This is a genomic window from Streptomyces sp. NPDC056296 (genome assembly GCF_042268605.1).
In the GTDB taxonomy this organism is placed as follows: domain Bacteria; phylum Actinomycetota; class Actinomycetes; order Streptomycetales; family Streptomycetaceae; genus Streptomyces.
Genome location: NZ_JBHJRX010000099.1, coordinates 1 through 19,351 on the forward strand (window position 1 = coordinate 1; position 19,351 = coordinate 19,351).

The following is a 19,351-nucleotide window of genomic DNA, read 5'->3' on the forward strand; positions in this document are numbered from 1 at the left end:
CTGGACTGGTACAACTACCACCGACCCCACACCGGCATCGGCGGCCACACACCAGCCAGCCGCGTCACCAACCTGCCCGAACAGCACACCTAGGCCGCCGACAATGCCGTTGCCCGCCGGGCACGCCGGTACGCGCCGACGGCCCGAACCCCCGCACAGTGGGTTCGGGCCGTCGGCCTTCTACGGTGTGGCTCCGGTCAGAGCGCGAGCCCCGTCAGAACCAGCACCCGCTCGTAGGTGTAGTCGTCCATCGCGAACCTGACGCCCTCGCGGCCCACGCCGGACTGCTTGGCGCCGCCGTACGGCATCTGGTCGGCGCGGTAGGAGGGGACGTCGCCGATGACGACGCCGCCGACCTCAAGGGCGCGGTGGGCGCGGAAGGCGGTCTGGAGGTCGTGGGTGAACACGCCTGCCTGGAGGCCGTACTTGGAGTCGTTGACGGCGGCGAACGCCTCCGTCTCGCCGTTCACCTTCTGCACGCTGAGGACGGGGCCGAAGACCTCCTCGCAGGCGAGGGTGGTGTCGACGGGGAGGTCGGTGAGGACGGTCGGGGCGTAGGAGGCGCCGTCGCGCTTGCCGCCGGTGTGGAGGGTGGCGCCGGCCTCGACGGCCTCCTGGACCCACGCCTCGACGCGCTCGGCGGCGGCCTCGCTGACCAGCGGGCCGACGTCCGTCGCGTCGTCGTTCGGGTCGCCGGTGACCTGGGCCTCGACGGCGGCGACGACGCGCGGCAGCAGGCGGTCGTACACGGCGGCGTCGGCGATCACGCGCTGCACGGAGATGCAGGACTGGCCGCCCTGGTAGTTGGAGAAGGTCGCGATGCGCGTCGCGGCCCAGTCCAGGTCCTCGTCGCTCGCCCAGTCGCCGAGGACGACGGCCGCGCCGTTGCCGCCCAGCTCCAGGGTGCAGTGCTTACGCGGGACCGCGTCCATGATCGCGTAGCCGACGGTCTCGGAGCCGGTGAAGGAGATGACCGGCAGGCGCTCGTCCTGGACGAGGGCGGGCATCTTGTCGTTGGGCACCGGGAGGATGCTCCAGGAACCGGCGGGCAGGTCGGTCTCGGCGAGCAGGTCGCCGAGGATCAGGCCGGAAAGGGGGGTGGCGGGGGCCGGCTTCAGGATGATCGGCGCGCCGGCCGCGATCGCGGGGGCGATCTTGTGGGCGCACAGGTTCAGCGGGAAGTTGAACGGCGCGATACCGAGGACGACGCCCTTGGGGAAGCGGCGGGTGAGGGCGAGCCGGCCCTGGCCGCCGGCGTCGGTGTCGAGGCGCTGGGCCTCGCCGCCGTTGAAGCGGCGGGCCTCCTCGGCCGCGAAGCGGAAGACGGACACCGCGCGGCCGACCTCGCCGCGGGCCCACTTGATCGGCTTGCCGTTCTCGGCGGAGATCAGACGGGCGATCTCCTCGGTGCGCTCCACCAGGCGCCGGCTGACGTGGTCCAGGGCGGCGGCGCGGGCGTGGGCGGGGGTGGCGGCGAACTCGTCCCGTACGGCGTACGCGGCGGCCACGGCCTCTTCGACCTGGGCTTCGGTCGGGAGGCTCACCGTGCCGACGTGGCTGCCGTCCCAGGGGGAGGTGACGTCGAAGCCGGCCTCGCCGGTGGCCTGGCGGCCGGCGAGCCAGAAGGCGTGGGTGGAAGTCATTGTGGAGTTCCGGCCCTTCCGCGTTGGGGGTGTGTGCGTACGGCTGTACGGCTGTACGGGGTGCGGGGTCCACGGTAGGGCGGGGCGGCGGGGAGGGTGTTTGTCCGAGTCGTAGTGGTGGTGGCGTGGGGTTCGACGTGGTGGATATGTGTGGGTGGCGGGGGGGTGGGTCGCGGAGAGTTCTTTCGCCCCCGCCGCCCCTTCCCGTCCCGTACCCGGGGGCTGCCGCCCCCGGACCCCCGCTTCGGCCTGGACGGCCTCGTCCTCAGACGCCGGACGGGCTGGTCAGTCGGGCGAGGTCGCCTTCAATGCCAGCCACAGCTCCATCCGTACGTCCGGGTCGTCCAGGGAGCGGCCCAGGATCTCCTCCACCCGCCGCATCCGGTAGCGCAGTGTGTGCCGGTGGACGCCGAGGTCGGCCGCCGCCGCGTCCCACTGGCCGTGGCGGGAGAGCCAGGCGCGCAGGGAGGCCACCAGGTCGCCCCGGCCGGTGGCGTCGTGGTCGCGCAGCGCCCGCAGCAGGCCGTCGGCGAAGGCGCGTACCGCGTCGTCGGCGAGGAGTGGCAGGACCGACCCGGCCGCCAGGTGCTCGTGCTCCACGCAGACGCGTCCGCGCCGGCGGGCCACCGACAGGGCCTGCTCGGCCTGCTTGTAGGCGGCGGACGCGGCGATGGGCCCGGAGGGCGCCGACAGGCCGACGACCAGGCCCTCCTCGTCACCGCCCGCCGTCGGCTCCGGTGCCGGGCGGCCGGACTCCAGCGCCGAGGCGTACTCGACGCAGGCCGCGACCGCCGCGCCCCCGTCCGTGGCCAGTACCACCAGCCGCCCGCCCTCGGGGACGACCAGCACCGCCTCACCGGACCGGGCCGCCGCGGACTCGACGACCTCGGCAAGCGCGCCGAGCGGGTCGCCGTCGGTGTCGGCGGCGGCCAGCGCGGCGGCGGAGGGCCTGGTCTTGGCGGCGGGCACGCGCGCGTGCGGCCCGTTGTGCGCCCGCGCGGCGGACGCCGACGCCGACTCGGCGACGATCATCCGGAAGGGCGCGTCCAGCAGGCCGCCGTACAGGCCCCCGGCGACCGTGCGCGCGTGGTCCGGTTCGCCGGCCAGCAGCATGCGCAGCACGGCGGCGTCGATGCGCAGCCCGGCCTCGTGCAGGGAGCGCGAGCGTTCCGTGGTGAGCGTCAGCAGGGCGATGGCGGAGTGGACGGCGTACCGCTCGGCGGTGCCGAGGGCGGCGGCGGTGCCGACGGCGAGCGCGGAGCGGGGCCTGCGGGAGGTGCCGAGGGAGTGGAGTTCGACGCGGTCGGCGTTCTCGGGGTGTTCCGGGTGCTCGGTTCCACCGACGACGGAGGAGGCCGGTGCGGGGCGCTCCCGCAGCCGCTCCACGTCCGCCGTGAGGCGCGCGGCCCTGCGGCCCGCCCACTCCGGTGCGGCGGCGACGACGGCGCCCGAGGCGTCGTACAGCGCCGCCCAGCCGTCGACCTGCCCGGCCAGCGCGGCCAGCAGCCCCTCCGGGCCGTCGGTCAGGGCCCGCTTGGTCAGCTCGCGCTGGGCGGCGAACCCCGCGGTGACCGCGCGGTACTGGTCGGCGGCGATCGCGGCGGACACCGCCTTGCTGATGGCCAGGAAGGGGGTGCGGCGGGGCACCTCCAGCAGCGGCAGCCCTTCCTTGCGGGCCGCTTCCACCAGTGCCTCGGGGATCTCGTCGTAGTTGACGCCGACGGCGAATCCGAGCCCCACCACTCCGGCGCCGACCAGCCGCTTCACGTACCGGTGCATCACCTCGGGGTCCCCGGCGTCCAGCTTGAGGGCGGTGATCAGCAGCAGCTCCCCGCCCTCCATGTAGGGCACGGGGTCGGCGAGCTCGCTGACGTGTGCCCAGCGCACCGGCACGTCGAGGCGGTCCTCGCCCGCGCGCACGGTCAGTTTGAGCGCGGAGTGGTGGACGAGGGAGGCGAGCGTGGGGGGCATGGGGGCCTGGGCCTTCGGATCTGCGTCAGTGGCGAGGTGTCTGGTGTCGGGTGTCTGGTGTCGGGTGTCAGGTATCGGGTGTCACGTTGTCAGGTGTCCGCGGTGTGAGGCACCTGTGATCTTTTGGCCGCCGCGTATGAACGACCTGTGTCGATTCTGCCTCACTGTACGGTCCCCGGGTGCCCGCCCCGGACAGGTCACCCGCGCAGGTCCACCAGGAGCGGCGGCGCGTGCTCGCCCTTGACCGTGGTCAGCGACAGCACCGCGTGCCCCGCGGGCACTGCGTGCGCCAGCTCGGACGCGGACCAGCGCTCGCGTTCGACCTGCCGCACGGTCACCGCCCGCGCGGTGGGCGCCTTGCCGGTGATCACCCGGCGCACCATGTGGACGGCCTTGCCCGCGGGGGTCTCGGCGATGATCTGCCGGTCGGTGACGTCCCGGGCCTCGGTCCACTCCTTGCCCCACACCTCGGCGAAGTCCTGCCCGTCCCAGGGGGTGAGCCCGGACAGCGCCATCCGGCAGCCGATGGACCCGAGCAGCGGCCCACGCAACGGGCGCGGTACGTCGTCCAGGGTTCGCAGGGTCAGTACGACCCCGGCGCCCGCGGAGCGCAGCCGCTGTACGCCCCGTACCGCCTCCGGCGTGACCACGCCGCTCGCGTCGTCCAGCACCAGGCAGGCGAACAGCGACCGGTCCTCCCGTACCGAGACGCTCGCCGTGAACTGGGCGAGGATCAGCCGCGCCAGCATCCGTGAGGCGTCGGCGTGGCCGCGCTCGGGCAGGTCGATGCGGACCCGCACCGGGTGGTCGAGGGCCTTGAGCGAGAACGGCCGGGACTGCCCCGAGGTGTCGAAGAAGGAGGCGAAGGCGGGCCGGTCCAGCAGCGCCACCCGGTCGGCCAGTACGCCGCCCACGTCACCGGGGTGGCCCATCTGCCGCTCGCGCGCGTCCAGCTCGCGCAGCAGCGAGTCCTGCCCGGCCGCGCGCAGCCCCTCGCGCAGTTCGGCCAGCGGACCGGGGGTCCCGTCGAGCAGTTGCCGCAGTTCCGGTACGCCGGGGAAGCGTCCGTGCACCGCGCGGAAGGGGCCGAGAAGCTGGGCGAGGACGGTGGTGGAGCGGCGGGTGTCGCTGCCCGGGTGGGGTTCGGCGAGGTCTCCGGCCAGCGCCTCGGCGAGCACGACCGCGGCCTCGTCCGGGTCGGTCGTGCCGCCGTACAGATCGAGGTCGTACACGGAGTCCGGGTTTCCGATCCGTACGACGACGTCGTAGGCGTCGGCCGGGCCGAGGTCCGCGCCCGCGGCGCCGACCACGACGACCGCGGCCCGTCCGGCGAGCGCGTGCAGGCACAGCGACTCGGTGAGCGGTCGTACGACGCTGCCGGTCTTGCCGGAGCCCGCCGGGCCGACGGCGAGCAGGGAGGTGCCGAGCAGGTCGGTGCCGAGGGCGAGGCCGGTGCCGCGGTAGGCGTAGGGGTTGCGGGCGTCGTCGGCGGCCGTGCCGATCCGCACCTGTCCGGTGACCAGGTCGTGCCGGGCCCGCCGGGCGGGCAGGTCGCGGGCGCCGGACGGGTGCGGGCAGGCGCCGGCGCCGTGGCTGAGCACCGCGCCGGTGAAGGTGGCGAGGCTGTGCCGGCCCCGCTGCACTCCCTGCCAGGCGCGGGTGATGCGGGCGTGGTCGACGTCCCGCATGAGCCCCTGGCGCGCGTCGGCGGCGAGCCGCTCGGCGGCGTCGTGGGCACCGGCGGCGCGCAGGGCGGGCCAGGCGGCGGGGTCTTCGTCAAAGGCTGGTTGCGGCTCCTGCGGCTCGGGGCGGCGCAGCCGGGGCCTCACGAAACGGCGCCAGACCTCGTCCCAACGGCCCAGCCGCCCGACTCCGATCATGATCGCGAGCACGACGAGCAGGGTGTAACCGTCCCAGACGATGAGGTTGACGATCTGGCTGTCGCTGTGGCGCCACGAATCCGGGGTGAACAGTTCCAGGGGAAGAATCCACCAGCCGCCCAGATAACCGTTCGCCAGGAGCGACCAGATGAGCCACCCGACGAGAAACGCGATCAGTGCCCCGCTCAGCAACTGCCTGGCGGGCATCTGTTCCGGCTCCTCCGCGGACCGCGGCCGGTGTCCGAACCGCCACACGCCGGGCAGCGCCTCGGGACGGGAGGTCCGCAACCACGTCACGAACGCGGAGCCGTCCGGCAGGGGCGGCACCCCCGGCGCCCGCACCGGTCGCGGTGGCACCGACGGCACCTCGGGAGGCCCCGCCGGACGCGGTACAGGATTCGCGTGCGTACCCCGCGCGTCCCGGTTCCCGTCGCTGTCCATCGCCCTTGCCCCCTGACCAGCCGCTCCGTCCACCATCAGCGAGCCAATCTAACGCCCTCCCAGGGGGAGTTCACCGCTTACGCGGCCGGGCCCGCGCCGACGTGTCCATATGTCGCCACGTCCACCACATGTCCACCGCGGACAACCGACGACGCCGACAACGCCCACATGGAGCATGCCCGCTCCCCGGCCCCGGTCCTAGCCTGCGAGAAAAGAAGGCAAGCGTCCGTAAGATCCCACAGATCGCGCAAGACCCAGGAGCCCCCATGACCGCACTTCCGCAGGAGCGCCGCGTCGTCACCGCCATCCCCGGCCCGAAGTCGCAGGAGCTGCAGGCCCGCCGCACGGCCGTGGTCGCGCAGGGTGTGGGCTCCGTCCTGCCCGTCTTCACCGCGCGCGCGGGCGGCGGCATCATCGAGGACGTCGACGGCAACCGTCTGATCGACTTCGGTTCCGGCATCGCGGTGACCTCCGTCGGCGCCTCCGCCGAGGCCGTCGTACGCAAGGCGTCCGCGCAGCTCGCCGACTTCACCCACACCTGTTTCATGGTGACGCCGTACGAGGGCTACGTCGCCGTCGCCGAGGCGCTGGCCGAGCTGACGCCGGGCGACCACGCCAAGAAGTCGGCCCTGTTCAACAGCGGCGCCGAGGCCGTCGAGAACGCCGTCAAGATCGCCCGTGCGTACACCAAGCGGCAGGCGGTCGTCGTCTTCGACCACGGCTACCACGGCCGGACCAACCTGACGATGGCGCTGACCTCGAAGAACATGCCGTACAAGCACGGCTTCGGTCCGTTCGCGCCCGAGGTGTACCGCGTCCCGGTCGCCTACGGCTACCGCTGGCCGACCGGCGCCGAGAACGCCGGTCCGGAGGCCGCCGCCCAGGCCGTCGACCAGATCGCCAAGCAGGTCGGCGCGGAGAACGTGGCCGCGATCATCATCGAGCCGGTGCTCGGCGAGGGCGGCTTCATCGAGCCGGCCAAGGGCTTCCTGCCCGCCGTCAGCCAGTTCGCGAAGGACAACGGCATCGTCTTCGTCGCCGACGAGATCCAGTCCGGTTTCTGCCGCACCGGCCAGTGGTTCGCCTGCGAGGACGAGGGCATCGTCCCGGACCTGATCACCACGGCCAAGGGCATCGCGGGCGGTCTGCCGCTCGCCGCCGTCACCGGCCGCGCCGAGATCATGGACGCGGCGCACTCCGGCGGCCTGGGCGGCACCTACGGCGGCAACCCGGTGGCCTGCGCGGGCGCGCTCGGCTCCATCGAGACGATGAAGGAGCTGGACCTCAACGCCAAGGCGAAGAACATCGAGGCGATCATGAAGTCCCGCCTCACCGCCATGGCCGAGAAGTTCGACATCATCGGCGACGTCCGGGGCCGCGGCGCGATGATCGCCGTCGAGCTGGTCAAGGACCGCGCCACCAAGGAGCCGAACCCGGAGGCGACCGCCGCGCTGGCCAAGGCCTGCCACGCCGAGGGCCTGCTGGTCCTGACCTGTGGCACCTACGGCAACGTGCTGCGTTTCCTGCCGCCGCTGGTGATCGGCGAGGACCTGCTGAGCGAGGGCCTCGACATCATCGAGCAGGCGTTCACCCGCGTCTGAGCGACCTCCTGGACGGGTGCCGGGGGAGCAAATGCGCGAGCACCCGAACGCGCATCTGAGCTGCGTTTCGCACGCCTGGCGCGGCGAACCGCAGAGCGTGTGAAGAACGTGTGCGGGGTGGATGGCAGGACGCCGATGCCCCTGTCGTGAACCCACCCCCTGTCGTAGGTTCTACGCAGATGAGAGATACACCCCGCCCACAGGGGACTGTGGGCGGAATCTCAGGCCGGGGCCTCCCCAGCTTCGACCTGGTCGTGCCTCGCGCACACAACCGGAACCCGAGGGTTCCGGGTCTCCTCACCGATCGGACGGTCGCCCGCCCCAAACCCCCCGGGGCGCGCGGCGTTCCGGTCAGGACGGCCGTCTCGGCACCCGGGACGGCGGTTCACCGAAGGGCCGGCACACTCCCCCCCTTGTGCCGGTCCTTCGGTGTTCACTCCCCCAGTTCTCCTCGGGATTCCTCGCGTGGCTCCGCCGTTCGTATGCTCGTCACGGGCGGTGAGACTACGCGACGGCGGGCCTGCGAAGCTGGGCGTCATGCCGGTCTCCGCTCCGCTTCGCGCACTGTCCGCCCTCGTCGGGCTTCCCGTGCTCGTCTTCGCGCTGATCACCTGGCAGGTCGTCGCCGACGGTCCGCTGATCGGGGTGGACGAGCGGCTGAGCAGGGCGCTCGTCCACCCGGACCGGCTCTCCGAGCTGCTGGCGGACCTCGGCAACGTGCAGGTGGCCGTGCCCGTCCTCGCCGTCGCGCTGGCGTACGTCGCGTGGCACGGGCGCGCCGGTGGTGTGGACCGGTGGTGGCTGCCGCCCCTCGCCGGGGCCCTGGCGATGGCCCTGGTGCCGGCGCTGGTCGCCCCGCTGAAGGCGTGGACCGACCGCCCCGGCACCCCTGCGGTGCCCCCGGCCGTCGGCTACTACCCCTCCGGCCACACCGCCACCGCGGTCGTCGCGTACGGCGCGGCGACGCTGCTGCTCCTCGGGCTGCCGCGCTCGTCGGCCGTCCGCCGTGTGCTCGTGGCGCTCTGCGCGGTGCTCGTCCTCGGTGCCTCCTACGGGCTGGTGCGCCGGGGTTACCACTGGCCGCTGGACGTGGTGGCCAGTTGGTGCCTGGGGGCGGTGCTGCTGGCCGGTCTGTCGCTGCTGGTCCGCGGCAGCTCGCCGCCGGTCAGCCGAAATACGCGTCGAAGTTCTTCTGGAACTCCCAGTTCGAGTAGCGGTCCCAGTTGATCGACCACGTCATCAGGCCGCGCAGGGCCGGCCAGGTGCCGTGGGTCGCGTAGGAGCCGCAGTCGGTCTTCTTGGTGAGGCAGTTCAGGGCCTTGGTGACCTCGGCCGGGGAGACGTGGCCGTTGCCGGCGTGGGTGGAGGCCGGCATGCCGATCGCGACCTGGTCCGGGCGCAGCGGCGGGAAGACGTTGTTCGCGTCGCCCGCGACCGGGAAGCCGGTGAGCAGCATGTCCGTCATGGCGATGTGGAAGTCGGCGCCGCCCATGGAGTGGTACTGGTTGTCGAGGCCCATGATCGGGCCCGAGTTGTAGTCCTGGACGTGCAGCAGGGTCAGGTCGTCGCGCAGGGCGTGGATCACGGGCAGATACGCCCCCGCCCTCGGGTCCTGGCCGCCCCACTTGCCGGTGCCGTAGTACTGGTAGCCGAGCTGGACGAAGAACGTCTCCGGGGCCATGGTCAGCACGAAGTCGTCGCCGTACTTGGCCTTCAGGGTCTTCAGCGCCGAGATGAGATTGACGATGACCGGGGTCTTCGGGTTCTTGAAGTCGGTGTCGTCGGCGTTCAACGACAGCGAGTGGCCCTCGAAGTCGATGTCGAGGCCGTCGAGGCCGTACTCGTCGATGATCTTCGAGACGGACGAGACGAAGGTGTCACGGGCCGCCGCCGTCGTCAGTTGCACCTGACCGTTCTGGCCGCCGATGGAGATCAGCACCTTCTTGCCGGCCGCCTGCTTGGCCTTGATCGCCGCCTTGAACTCGGCGTCGCTCTCCACGTTCGGGCACTCGGCGACCGGGCAGCGGTCGAAGCGGATGTCGCCGGAGGTGACCGAGGTCGGCTCACCGAAGGCCAGGTCGATGACGTCCCAGCTGTCGGGTACGTCGGCCATCCGCGTGTAGCCGGAGCCGTTGGCGAAGCTGGCGTGGAGGTAGCCGACCAGGGCGTGGGCCGGGAGGTCGGAACCCCCGCCGCCGCCCGAGCCCTCCGTGGTGGTCGCCGTGACCGTGGCCGATCGCGCGGACTCACCCGCGTCGTTGACCGCGGCGACCTGGAAGGCGTACGCCGTCGAGGGAGTCAGACCGGTGACGGTGGTGGAGGTGCCGGTGACCGTGCGGACCTTGGCGCCGTCGCGGTAGACGGCGTAGCTCGTCGCGCCCGGAACGGGTGACCAGGACAGGGCGACGCTGGAGGAGGTGACGGAACCGGCCGCCAGGCCGGCGGGGGGCGCGGGGGGCTGGCCCGTCTCGCCGCCGGGGCCGGTCAGTGAGACGTCGTCGGCGTGGTAGGCGCCGGTGCCGTACCAGCCGTGGGTGTAGATCGTGACCCTGGTGGTGGACGGTCCGGTGCGGAAGCTGGTCGTGAGCCGCTGCCAGTCGGGGGCGGACTGGGCCCAGGTGGAGACGTCGGTGGTGCCGGTGCCGCTCGCGCCGAGGTAGACGTAGGTGCCGCGGACGTGGCCGGTCAGCGTGTACTGGGAGTCCGGTTTCACCGTGACCGTCTGCGCGCAGCGGGCGTTGTCGGCGCCGGCCGGGGTGGCCTTCAGGGCCGCGGTGCCGCTGCGGACGGGCGAGGTCACGGTCGTACCCGCCGTGCAGGTCCAGCCGTCGAGGCCGGACTCGAAGCCGCCGTTCCTCGCGAGGTCCGCGTCGGCCGCACGGGCGGCCGACGAGAGCGCGGTCATGCCCGACGCGGCGAGCGCCGCGGCGGTGAGCAGCGTGACGAGGGGGCGACGCGCGAGTGGTCTGGAGCGTTCCACAAGTGCCTCCGGACATGGGGGAGATGGGGAGGGTGGAGCGCGCCCAACTTGGTCCAGACCAATTCTCTTGTCAACCCCTTGCGCACCTCACCCCTCGCCGCCCTCCACCGCGAGAGCCGCCGCCGCCTCGTGCATGGCCAGTTCGAGGAGCGCCGGATCGGTGAGGGTGCCGGTCCCGTCCGGCGGGATCAGCCAGCGGATTCCGCCGGACGACGGGCCTGCCGGGTACGCCGGACCTCCCGGGTGCGGCACCACGATCCAGGTGCCGAGGCCGGCCGTCCGGACGCCGGTGCCCAGCCAGCGGGCCGCTGTGCCGGCCGGCACGAAGAAGCCCGTGCGCGCGTCACCGAAGTCGACGAGCACCGGGCCGGGTTGGTCCAGGACGCGGGAGAGCACATCGAGGGTCGGACGGCCGAGCCTGCTCGGCACGATGAGCACGTCCCAGGCCTTGCCGGCGGGCAGCAGCGCGACCCCCAGGGGGTTGCGCTCCCACTCCCTTCGGCAGGACTCGGGATCCGGTGCGACGGATGCCAGCCACGCGACCGCCGTCTTCGCACCACCAGGCATGTGAAGACCTCCCTGTCTCTCGTGGACGCGGGGTGCGTCACGGGGGAGAGGGAGGTCTCCGGCGGGCATTACGCGACTTCGGGCGCCTCGTTGGGGTGAAGCGGGTCACATGGACAGGCCCTAGCTGTCGAAGCCCAGCCCCAGCTTGTCCATCGTCCGCAGCCACAGGTTGCGCCGGCCGTCGTGCGCGTCCGCGCGGGCCAGCGACCACTTGGTGAGGGCGATGCCGGTCCAGGCGAAGGGCTCGGGCGGGAACGGCAGCGGCTTCCTGCGGACCATCTCCAGTTCGGTGCGCTCGGTGCGCTCGCCCGACAGCAGGTCGAGCATCACCTCGGCGCCGAACCGGGTGGCGCCCACACCGAGGCCGGTGTACCCGGCCGCGTACGCCACCTTGCCCCGGTGCGCGGTGCCGAAGAACGCCGAGAAGCGGGAGCAGGTGTCGATCGCGCCGCCCCAGGCGTGCGTGAAGCGGACGCCCTCCAGCTGCGGGAAGCAGGTGAAGAAGTGCCCGGCGAGCTTGGCGTAGGTCTCCGGGCGGTCGTCGTACTCGGCGCGCACCCGGCCGCCGTACGGGTAGATCGCGTCGTAGCCGCCCCACAGGATCCGGTTGTCGGCGGAGAGGCGGAAGTAGTGGAACTGGTTGGCGCTGTCCCCGAGGCCCTGCCGGTTCTTCCAGCCGACCGAGGCCAGTTGCTCCGCGCTCAGCGGCTCGGTCATCAGGGCGTAGTCGTAGACCGGGACGGTGTACGAGCGCACCCGCTTGACCAGGTTCGGGAAGATGTTGGTGCCGAGCGCGACAGTACGGGCGCGGACGCCGCCGTACGGGGTGCGTACGGCCATGCCGGCGCCGTACGGCCTCAGGGTGAGCGCCGGGGTGTTCTCGTAGACGCGGACGCCGAGGTCGAGGCAGGCGCGCTTGAGGCCCCAGGCGAGCTTGGCGGGGTTGACCATGGCCACGCCCCGGCGGTCGTACAGGCCGGCCCGGAAGGTGGGTGAGTCGACCTGTTCCCGTACGGCCTCGGCGTCCAGGTACTCGACGCCCTCCGCCAGACCCTTGCCGCGGATCTCCTCGTACCAGTCCTTCAGCTCCCGGGCCTGGTACTCCTCGGTCGCCACGTCGATCTCGCCGGTCCGCTCGAACTCGCAGTCCAGACCGTGGCGGGCGACCGCCTCCTCGATGGCGTCGAGGTTGCGGGCGCCCAGCTCCTCCAGCCTGTGGATCTCGTCGGGCCAGCGGGAGAGGCCGTTGGACAGGCCGTGGGTGAGAGAGGCGGCGCAGAAGCCGCCGTTGCGGCCGGAGGCGGCCCAGCCCACCTCGCGGCCCTCCAGCAGCACCACGTCCCGCCCCGGGTCGCGCTCCTTGGCGATCAGGGCGGTCCACAGTCCGCTGTAGCCGCCGCCGACGACCAGCAGGTCGCAGGTGTCGGGGCCGGTCAGGGCGGGCTGCGGGCGGGGGCGGCCGGGGTCGTCCAGCCAGTACGCGACCGGCTGGGCGTCGGAGAGGGATTTCGTCCAGTCGTTGCTGCGGCTCATGGCGCTCGGGGCCATGATTTCAACTCCCTACTGATGCACTGATGCACTGATGCAGTGGTGCTTTTACGCCTTGCGGCGATTTCGGCGGTTGCCGATGACCATGGAGGCCAGAACGAACAGTACGGCGATGACGAACATGGCCGTACCGACGACGTTGATCTGAACGGGCGTTCCGCGCTGCGCCGATCCCCAGACGAACATGGGGAAGGTGACGCTGGAACCCGCGTTGAAATTGGTGATGATGAAATCGTCGAAGGAAAGCGCGAAGGCGAGCAGCGCGCCGGCGGCGATTCCGGGGGCGGCGATGGGGAGCGTGACCCGTACGAAGGTCTGGAAGGGGCCGGCGTAGAGGTCCTGCGCCGCCTGCTCCAGCCTCGGGTCCATCGACATCACGCGTGCCTTGACGGCCGTCACGACGAAGCTGAGGCAGAACATGATGTGGGCGATCAGAACCGTCCAGAAGCCCAGCTGGGCACCCATGTTGAGGAACAGGGTGAGCAGCGAGGCGGCCATCACGACCTCGGGCATCGCCATCGGCAGGAAGATCAGCGAGTTGATCGCGCCGCGTGCCCGGAAGCGGTAGCGGACCAGCGCGAAGGCGATCGCCGTGCCGAGAGCGGTGGCGCCGAGCGTCGCCCAGAAGGCGATCTGGAGGCTCAGCGACAGGGAACCGCACAGTCCGGCGACACCGCACGGATCCTTCCAGGCGTCCGTCGAGAACTGCTGCCATTCGTAGTTGAAGCGCCCGTTCGGTTTGTTGAACGAGAACACCGTGACGATGACATTGGGCAGCAGGAGATAAGCGAGCGTCAGCAGTCCGGCGATCACGACCAGATTGCGCTTGAACCAGTTGACGAAGGCCATTTAAACCAGATCCTCCGTCCCGGACTTGCGAATGTAGATGGTGACCATGGCGAGAATCGCGGCCATCAGGATGAAGGAGAGCGCCGCCGCCGTCGGATAGTCCAGGACCCGTAGGAACTGGGACTGGATCACGTTGCCAATCATGCCGGTGTCGGCCGAGCCCAGCAGGGACGCGTTGACGTAGTCGCCGGTCGCCGGGATGAAGGTCAGCAGCGTCCCGGAGACGACGCCCGGCATCGACAGCGGGAAGGTGACCTTCCGGAAGACCGTGGACGGCTTGGCGTAGAGGTCCCGCGCCGCCTCGTGCAGCCGTCCGTCGATGCGCTCCAGCGACGTGTAGAGCGGCAGGATCATGAAGGGGAGGAAGTTGTACGTCAGACCGCAGACCACCGCGAGCGGTGTGGCCAGCACACGGTCGCCGGCCGTCCAGCCGAGCCAGCTGGTGACGTCCAGGACGTGCAGCGTGTTCAGGGCGCCGACGACCGGCCCGCCGTCCGCGAGGATCGTCTTCCAGGCCAGGGTGCGGATCAGGAAGCTGGTGAAGAAGGGCGCGATCACCAGGATCATGATCAGGTTGCGCCAGCGGCCCGCGCGGAAGGCGATCAGGTAGGCGAGCGGATAGCCGAGCACCAGGCACAGCACGGTCGCGGAGGCAGCGTAGGCGACCGAGCGCAGGAACTGTGGCCAGTACTCGGACAGCGCGTCCCAGTAAGTGGCGAAGTGCCAGGTGACCTTGTAGCCCTCCTCCAGCGAGCCCGTCTGCACGGACGTGGAGGCCTGGTAGATCATCGGCGCCGCGAAGAAGACGACCAGCCACAGGATGCCGGGCAGCAGCAGCCAGTACGGCGTCCAGCGGCCCCGCTTGCGCGGCGGCTTCTTCTCCGGTGCGGTCGGGGACAGTGGCGGTGGCGCCTCGGTGAGGGTGGACATCAGGCGGCCTCGCCCTCGGCCACGCCCGCGTCGATGGCCTGGGCCGCGTCGAGGCCGAAGGTGTGCGCCGGGTTCCAGTGCAGGACGACGTCGGCGCCGGGGGCGAGGCGGGCGTCGCGGTCGATGTTCTGGGCGTACACCTCGAACTCGGGGCAGGCCGCGCAGTCGACCACGTACTGCGTGGAGACGCCGATGAAGCTGGTGCTGCTGATCTTGCCGGTGATGCGGTTGCGGCCCTCGGGGATGGAGCCGGCGTCGTCCGCGTGCGTGAGGCTGATCTTCTCCGGGCGTACGCCGACCAGTACCTTGCCGCCCGCCCGGGCCGGCGCGGAACAGCGGGCGCCGGGCAGGACCAGCTTGTCGCCGGCCGCCTTCACCACTACGTCGTCACTGTCGCCGCTGCGGGTGTCGACCTCGGCCTCGATGAGGTTGGAGGTGCCGAGGAAGTTGGCGACGAAGGTGGTCCGCGGGTTCTCGTACAGGTCGGCGGGGGCGCCCAGTTGCTCGACGCGGCCCGCGTTCATCACGGCGACCTGGTCGGCCATCGTCATGGCCTCCTCCTGGTCGTGCGTGACGTGTACGAAGGTGATGCCGACCTCGGTCTGGATGCGCTTGAGCTCCAGCTGCATCTGGCGGCGCAGCTTGAGGTCGAGGGCGCCGAGCGGTTCGTCGAGAAGCAGTACCTTGGGGTGGTTGATCAGGGCGCGGGCGACCGCGACGCGCTGCTGCTGGCCGCCGGAGAGCTGATGCGGCTTCTTGCGTGCCTGCTCGCCGAGCTGGACGAGGTCGAGCATCTCCCCGACCTGCTTCTTCACGCTCTTGATGCCGCGCCGGCGCAGGCCGAAGGCGACGTTCTCGAAGATGTCGAGGTGCGGGAAGAGGGCGTAGGACTGGAAGACCGTGTTGACCGGCCGTTTGTACGGCGGGAGGGCGGTCACCTCCTGGTCGCCGAGGTGGACGGTGCCGCTGCTGGGCTCCTCCAGTCCGGCGATCATGCGCAGGGTGGTGGTCTTGCCGCAGCCGGAGGCGCCGAGCAGGGCGAAGAAGGAGCCCTGGGGCACGGTCAGGTCGAGCGGGTGCACGGCGGTGAAGGAGCCGTAGGTCTTGCTGATCCCGGAGAGGCGGACGTCGCCGCTGTGCTCCGTCGAGTCTGTGGTGGTCTTCATCGTCGTCACGCCCCAGTGAGCTTCGCGAACTTCTCTTCGTAGGCCGTCTCTTCCTTCGGGCTCAGTGAGCGGAAGGCACGGGACCGGGCCTGCATGGCCTTGTCGGGAATGATCAGCGGGTTGTTCGCCGCGTCCTCGTCGATCTTCGCAAGCTCGTCCTTCACGCCGTCCACGGGACAGACGTAGTTGATGTAGGCGGCGAGCTGCGCGGCGGGTCCCGGCTCGTAGTAGTAGTCCATGAGCCGCTCGGCGTTGGTCTTGTGCCGGGCCTTGTTGGGGACCAGCATGTTGTCGCTGGACGTGATGTATCCGCTGTCCGGGATGAGGAAGTCGACGTCCGGGTTGTCCGCCTTGAGCTGGACGACGTCCCCGGCCCAGGCCAGACAGGCCGCGAAGTCGCCCTTGCTGATGTCGGCGGTGTAGTCGTTGCCGGTGAAGCGGCGTATCTGCCCGCGGTCGACGCCCTTCTGGAGCCGGTCGATCGCCGCGTCGTAGTCGTCGTCGGAGAAGTTGCCCGGGTCCTTGCCCATGTCGAGCAGCACCATGCCGATGCTGTCGCGCATCTCGGTGAGGAAGCCGACGCGCCCCTTGAGCTTGGGGTTGTCGAGCAGGTCGGAGACCGACCTCACCTCGACGCCGTCCAGCGCCTTCTTGTTGTAGGCGATGACGGTCGAGATGCCCTGCCAGGGGTACGAGTAGGCGCGGCCCGGGTCCCAGTCGGGGCTGCGGAACTGGGGGGACAGGTTGGCGTAGGCGTGCGGCAGGTTGGACGGGTCCAGTTTCTGGACCCAGCCGAGGCGGATCAGCCGCGCGGCCAGCCAGTCGGTGAGGACGATGATGTCGCGGCCGGTCTCCTGGCCGGCGGCGAGCTGCGGCTGGATCTTGCCGAAGAACTCGTTGTTGTCGTTGATGTCCTCGGTGTACTTGACCTTGACGCCGGTGCGCTTGGTGAACGCGTCCAGCGTCGGGTGCCGGTTGCCGCTGTCGTCGACGTCCATGTACTCGGTCCAGTTGGAGAAGGAGACCTCCTTCTCCTCCTTGGACCGGTCATCTGACGACACGCCGCCCTCGGTCTTGCCGGCCGGCGGGATGCCGCAGGCGCTCAGTGTCCCGAGTCCGCCGACCGCGAGCGCGCCACCCGTGGAGGCGCGCAGGAGTGAGCGGCGGGTGAGGGCGGCCCTGCCGCTGGTGAAACTGCGCCGCATGGCGGCCACTTGGGCCGGGGACAGGCGGTCGGGCTCGTACTGCTCCATGCGCGTGGTTGCCCTTTCGGGTGGGTCGGCCGTGGTCGGCGGCCTCTCGTTGTGACTATCGGTCCCCGAAGACGGTGCGGTGCCAGTCCTTGGCCGCCACCGCGGTGTTGTCGAACATGACGTGCTTGACCTGCGTGTACTCCTCGAAGGAGTAGGCGGACATGTCCTTGCCGAAGCCGGACGCCTTGTATCCGCCGTGCGGCATCTCGCTGATGATCGGGATGTGGTCGTTGATCCACACGCAGCCCGCCTTGATCTCGCGGGTGGCGCGGTTCGCCCGGTACACGTCCCGGCTCCAGGCGGAGGCGGCGAGCCCGTACGGCGTGTCGTTGGCCAACCGGATGCCCTCGTCGTCGGTGTCGAAGGGCAGCACGACCAGGACCGGCCCGAAGATCTCGTCCTGGACGACCTCGCTGTCCTGTGCGGCGTCGGCGATGAGGGTGGGCCGGTAGTAGGCGCCGTCCTTCAGGTCGCCCTGCGGCGCCTCGCCGCCGGTCACCACGCGCGCGTAGGAGCGGGCCCGGTCGACGAAGCCGGCGACGCGGTCCCGCTGGACGTGGCTGACCAGCGGGCCGAGGTCGGTGCCCGGGGCGAAGGGGTCGCCGACCCGGACGGTGTCCATGAGGGCGGCGGTCTTCTCGACGAACGCCTCGTAGAGGGGCCGCTGCACGTACGCGCGCGTGGCGGCCGTGCAGTCCTGGCCGGTGTTGATGAGCGCGCCCGCGACCGCGCCGTGGACGGCGGCGTCGAGGTCGGCGTCGTCGAAGACGAGGAAGGGTGCCTTGCCGCCCAGCTCCAGATGCAGGCACTTGACGGTGGCCGTGGCGACCTCGGCGACGCGCTTGCCGACGGCGGTGGAGCCGGTGAAGGAGGTCATGGCGACGTCCGGGTGGCCGACAAGGCGCTCGCCCGCCTCCCTCCCCGTGCCGGTGATGATGTTGATGACGCCGTCGGGGATACCGGCCTCGGTCGCGGCCTGGGCGAACATCAGGGAGGTCAGCGGGGTGATCTCGGCGGGCTTCAGCACGATGGTGTTGCCCGCGGCGATCGCCGGGAGGATTTTCCAGGCGGCCATCTGGAGGGGGTAGTTCCAGGGCGCGATGGAGCCGACGACGCCGATCGGCTCGCGGCGCACGTACGAGGTGTGGTCGCCGGAGTACTCCCCCGCCGACTGCCCCTGCAGATGCCGGGCGGCGCCGGCGAAGAAGGCCGTGTTGTCGATGCTGCCCGGCACGTCGAACTCGCGGGTCAGCTTCAGCGGCTTCCCGCACTGCAGGGACTCGGCGCGGGCGAAGTCCTCGGCGCGGTCGGCGAGCACGGCGGCGAACCGGTGCAGGGCGTCGGAGCGCTCGCCGGGGGTGGCGCCGGCCCAGCCGGGGAACGCCTCCCGGGCGGCGGCGACGGCCGCGTCGACGTCGTCGGTTCCGGCGAGTTCGTAGGTGAGGACGTCCTCGCCGGTCGCCGGGTCGACGACCGTGTGCGTGTGTCCGGAGGCGCCCTTGGTCAGACGGCCCGCGATGTACTGGGCCCCGTCCGCGAAGCGGTCCTGGGCCGGGAATCGGTCCTGGGTGGCGTTGCCCGGGTTGTGCATGTCGGCTCTCCTCGGTCTCCCCGTGACGGGGGCCGGCGTGGCTCAGGCTCGATGTGAGTGCCGATCCTGACAGAGCACTAGGCCTCCAACAAGTGATTCCGTTGTTGCCATTTGGTTACGCGACGGAATCTGTCGACCAGGTGTCGAGTCGCCACGGAAAAGGTCGGACGGAGTGTCAGTGGCGCGTGCCAGACTCGCGTGCATGGAGAAGATCACGGGGGCGTGGGATTCCGGGGCGGTGGAGATCATCGGCAGCAGGGAATCGCTGATCGGGCAGGTCCGGGCGGGCGCGCGGATCAAGTACCTCTGCTTCTGGGGGCACCGTCCGCTCCCGGACGGCCGGATCGGGCCGAGCTGTCTGAGCCAGTGGTGGCCGTCGCCGTTCACCGTGGCCGGGGTGGAGTACGCGACCGCGGAGCACTGGATGATGGCGGGCAAGGCCCGGCTCTTCGGCGACGCGGAGGCCGAGCGGCGGGTGCTCGCGGCTGATCACCCCGCCGAGGCGAAGAAGGCGGGGCGGCTGGTGCGCGGCTTCGACGAGACGGTGTGGGAGCGGGAGCGGTTCGGGATCGTCGTCGAGGGCAGCGTCCACAAGTTCGCCTCGGACCCGGCACTGCGCGCGTTCCTCCTGAACACGGGCGAGAGAGTGCTGGTGGAGGCGAGTCCCGTGGACCGGGTGTGGGGCATCGGCCTCGCCGCGGACGACGAGTCGGCGACGGACCCGGAGCGGTGGCGGGGCCCGAATCTGCTGGGGTTCGCACTGATGACGGCACGGGAGCGGCTGCGGGCGGGCGCGTGAACCCGGGCCCAGCGCACTCCGGGCTCACGGCGCAGCGCTAGCTGTACTGCCCAGCCAGGTTGGTCGAGTTTGTGCGACGACACGGTCTGAATCTGTAGGACGGCGAAGGCCTCCGGTTGTGGAGTGGAGCTG

The 19,351-nt window shown here is 71.2% G+C and carries 14 protein-coding genes; 3 read left to right on the plus strand and 11 right to left on the minus strand.

The window, feature by feature from the left end:
* Positions 1–197 precede the first annotated feature (197 nt).
* The 3 genes from ACFCZF_RS39130 to ACFCZF_RS39140 all read right to left on the minus strand — a co-directional run bounded on the left by ACFCZF_RS39130 (position 198) and on the right by ACFCZF_RS39140 (position 5,935).
* A complete protein-coding gene (locus ACFCZF_RS39130) occupies positions 198–1,643 on the minus strand; it encodes an aldehyde dehydrogenase family protein (RefSeq protein ID WP_376675719.1) in 1,446 nt (481 codons plus the stop codon).
* Positions 1,644–1,928: 285 nt separating this feature from the next.
* Positions 1,929–3,614 carry a PucR family transcriptional regulator gene (locus ACFCZF_RS39135; protein ID WP_376675720.1) on the minus strand — a complete coding sequence of 562 codons (1,686 nt, stop codon included), beginning with the start codon at positions 3,612–3,614 and terminating at the stop codon, positions 1,929–1,931.
* Positions 3,615–3,811: 197 nt separating this feature from the next.
* Positions 3,812–5,935: an ATP-binding protein gene (locus tag ACFCZF_RS39140; RefSeq protein WP_376675721.1), complete on the minus strand. Its 2,124-nt coding sequence runs from the start codon at positions 5,933–5,935 to the stop codon at positions 3,812–3,814.
* Positions 5,936–6,201: 266 nt separating this feature from the next.
* On the opposite strand from ACFCZF_RS39140, the gene gabT reads away from it, so the two are divergent.
* On the plus strand, positions 6,202–7,536 hold the full coding sequence (gene gabT, locus ACFCZF_RS39145) for a 4-aminobutyrate--2-oxoglutarate transaminase (RefSeq protein ID WP_376675722.1): 1,335 nt from the start codon (positions 6,202–6,204) through the stop codon (positions 7,534–7,536).
* A 537-nt stretch (positions 7,537–8,073) separates the two neighbouring features.
* A complete protein-coding gene (locus ACFCZF_RS39150) occupies positions 8,074–8,763 on the plus strand; it encodes a phosphatase PAP2 family protein (RefSeq protein WP_376675723.1) in 690 nt (229 codons plus the stop codon).
* Here ACFCZF_RS39150 and ACFCZF_RS39155 read toward each other — a convergent pair.
* The 8 genes from ACFCZF_RS39155 to ACFCZF_RS39190 form a co-directional block, all read right to left on the minus strand.
* A complete protein-coding gene (locus ACFCZF_RS39155) occupies positions 8,702–10,516 on the minus strand; it encodes a chitinase (protein ID WP_376675724.1) in 1,815 nt (604 codons plus the stop codon). The genes ACFCZF_RS39150 and ACFCZF_RS39155 overlap by 62 nt on opposite strands.
* Positions 10,517–10,603: 87 nt before the next feature.
* A complete protein-coding gene (locus ACFCZF_RS39160) occupies positions 10,604–11,083 on the minus strand; it encodes a hypothetical protein (protein ID WP_376675725.1) in 480 nt (159 codons plus the stop codon).
* A 120-nt stretch (positions 11,084–11,203) separates the two neighbouring features.
* Entirely contained in the window at positions 11,204–12,631 is a 1,428-nt protein-coding gene (locus tag ACFCZF_RS39165) for an NAD(P)/FAD-dependent oxidoreductase (protein ID WP_376675726.1), read from the minus strand.
* Positions 12,632–12,679: 48 nt separating this feature from the next.
* On the minus strand, positions 12,680–13,480 hold the full coding sequence (locus ACFCZF_RS39170; RefSeq protein WP_376675727.1) for an ABC transporter permease: 801 nt from the start codon (positions 13,478–13,480) through the stop codon (positions 12,680–12,682).
* Positions 13,481–14,410: an ABC transporter permease gene (locus ACFCZF_RS39175; protein ID WP_375920823.1), complete on the minus strand. Its 930-nt coding sequence runs from the start codon at positions 14,408–14,410 to the stop codon at positions 13,481–13,483.
* Positions 14,410–15,576, minus strand: coding sequence for an ABC transporter ATP-binding protein (locus ACFCZF_RS39180; protein WP_376675728.1), 1,167 nt, complete (start codon positions 15,574–15,576; stop codon positions 14,410–14,412). The genes ACFCZF_RS39175 and ACFCZF_RS39180 overlap by 1 nt, the downstream gene beginning before the upstream one ends.
* A 5-nt stretch (positions 15,577–15,581) precedes the next feature.
* Positions 15,582–16,829 carry a spermidine/putrescine ABC transporter substrate-binding protein gene (locus tag ACFCZF_RS39185; RefSeq protein ID WP_376675729.1) on the minus strand — a complete coding sequence of 416 codons (1,248 nt, stop codon included), beginning with the start codon at positions 16,827–16,829 and terminating at the stop codon, positions 15,582–15,584.
* Between the two features lie 55 nt (positions 16,830–16,884).
* On the minus strand, positions 16,885–18,420 hold the full coding sequence (locus tag ACFCZF_RS39190) for a gamma-aminobutyraldehyde dehydrogenase (protein WP_376675730.1): 1,536 nt from the start codon (positions 18,418–18,420) through the stop codon (positions 16,885–16,887).
* 202 nt (positions 18,421–18,622) lie between these two features.
* Between ACFCZF_RS39190 and ACFCZF_RS39195 the strand changes: the two genes are divergently transcribed.
* Positions 18,623–19,219, plus strand: coding sequence for an NADAR family protein (locus tag ACFCZF_RS39195; protein WP_376675731.1), 597 nt, complete (start codon positions 18,623–18,625; stop codon positions 19,217–19,219).
* The last annotated feature ends 132 nt before the right edge of the window (positions 19,220–19,351 follow it).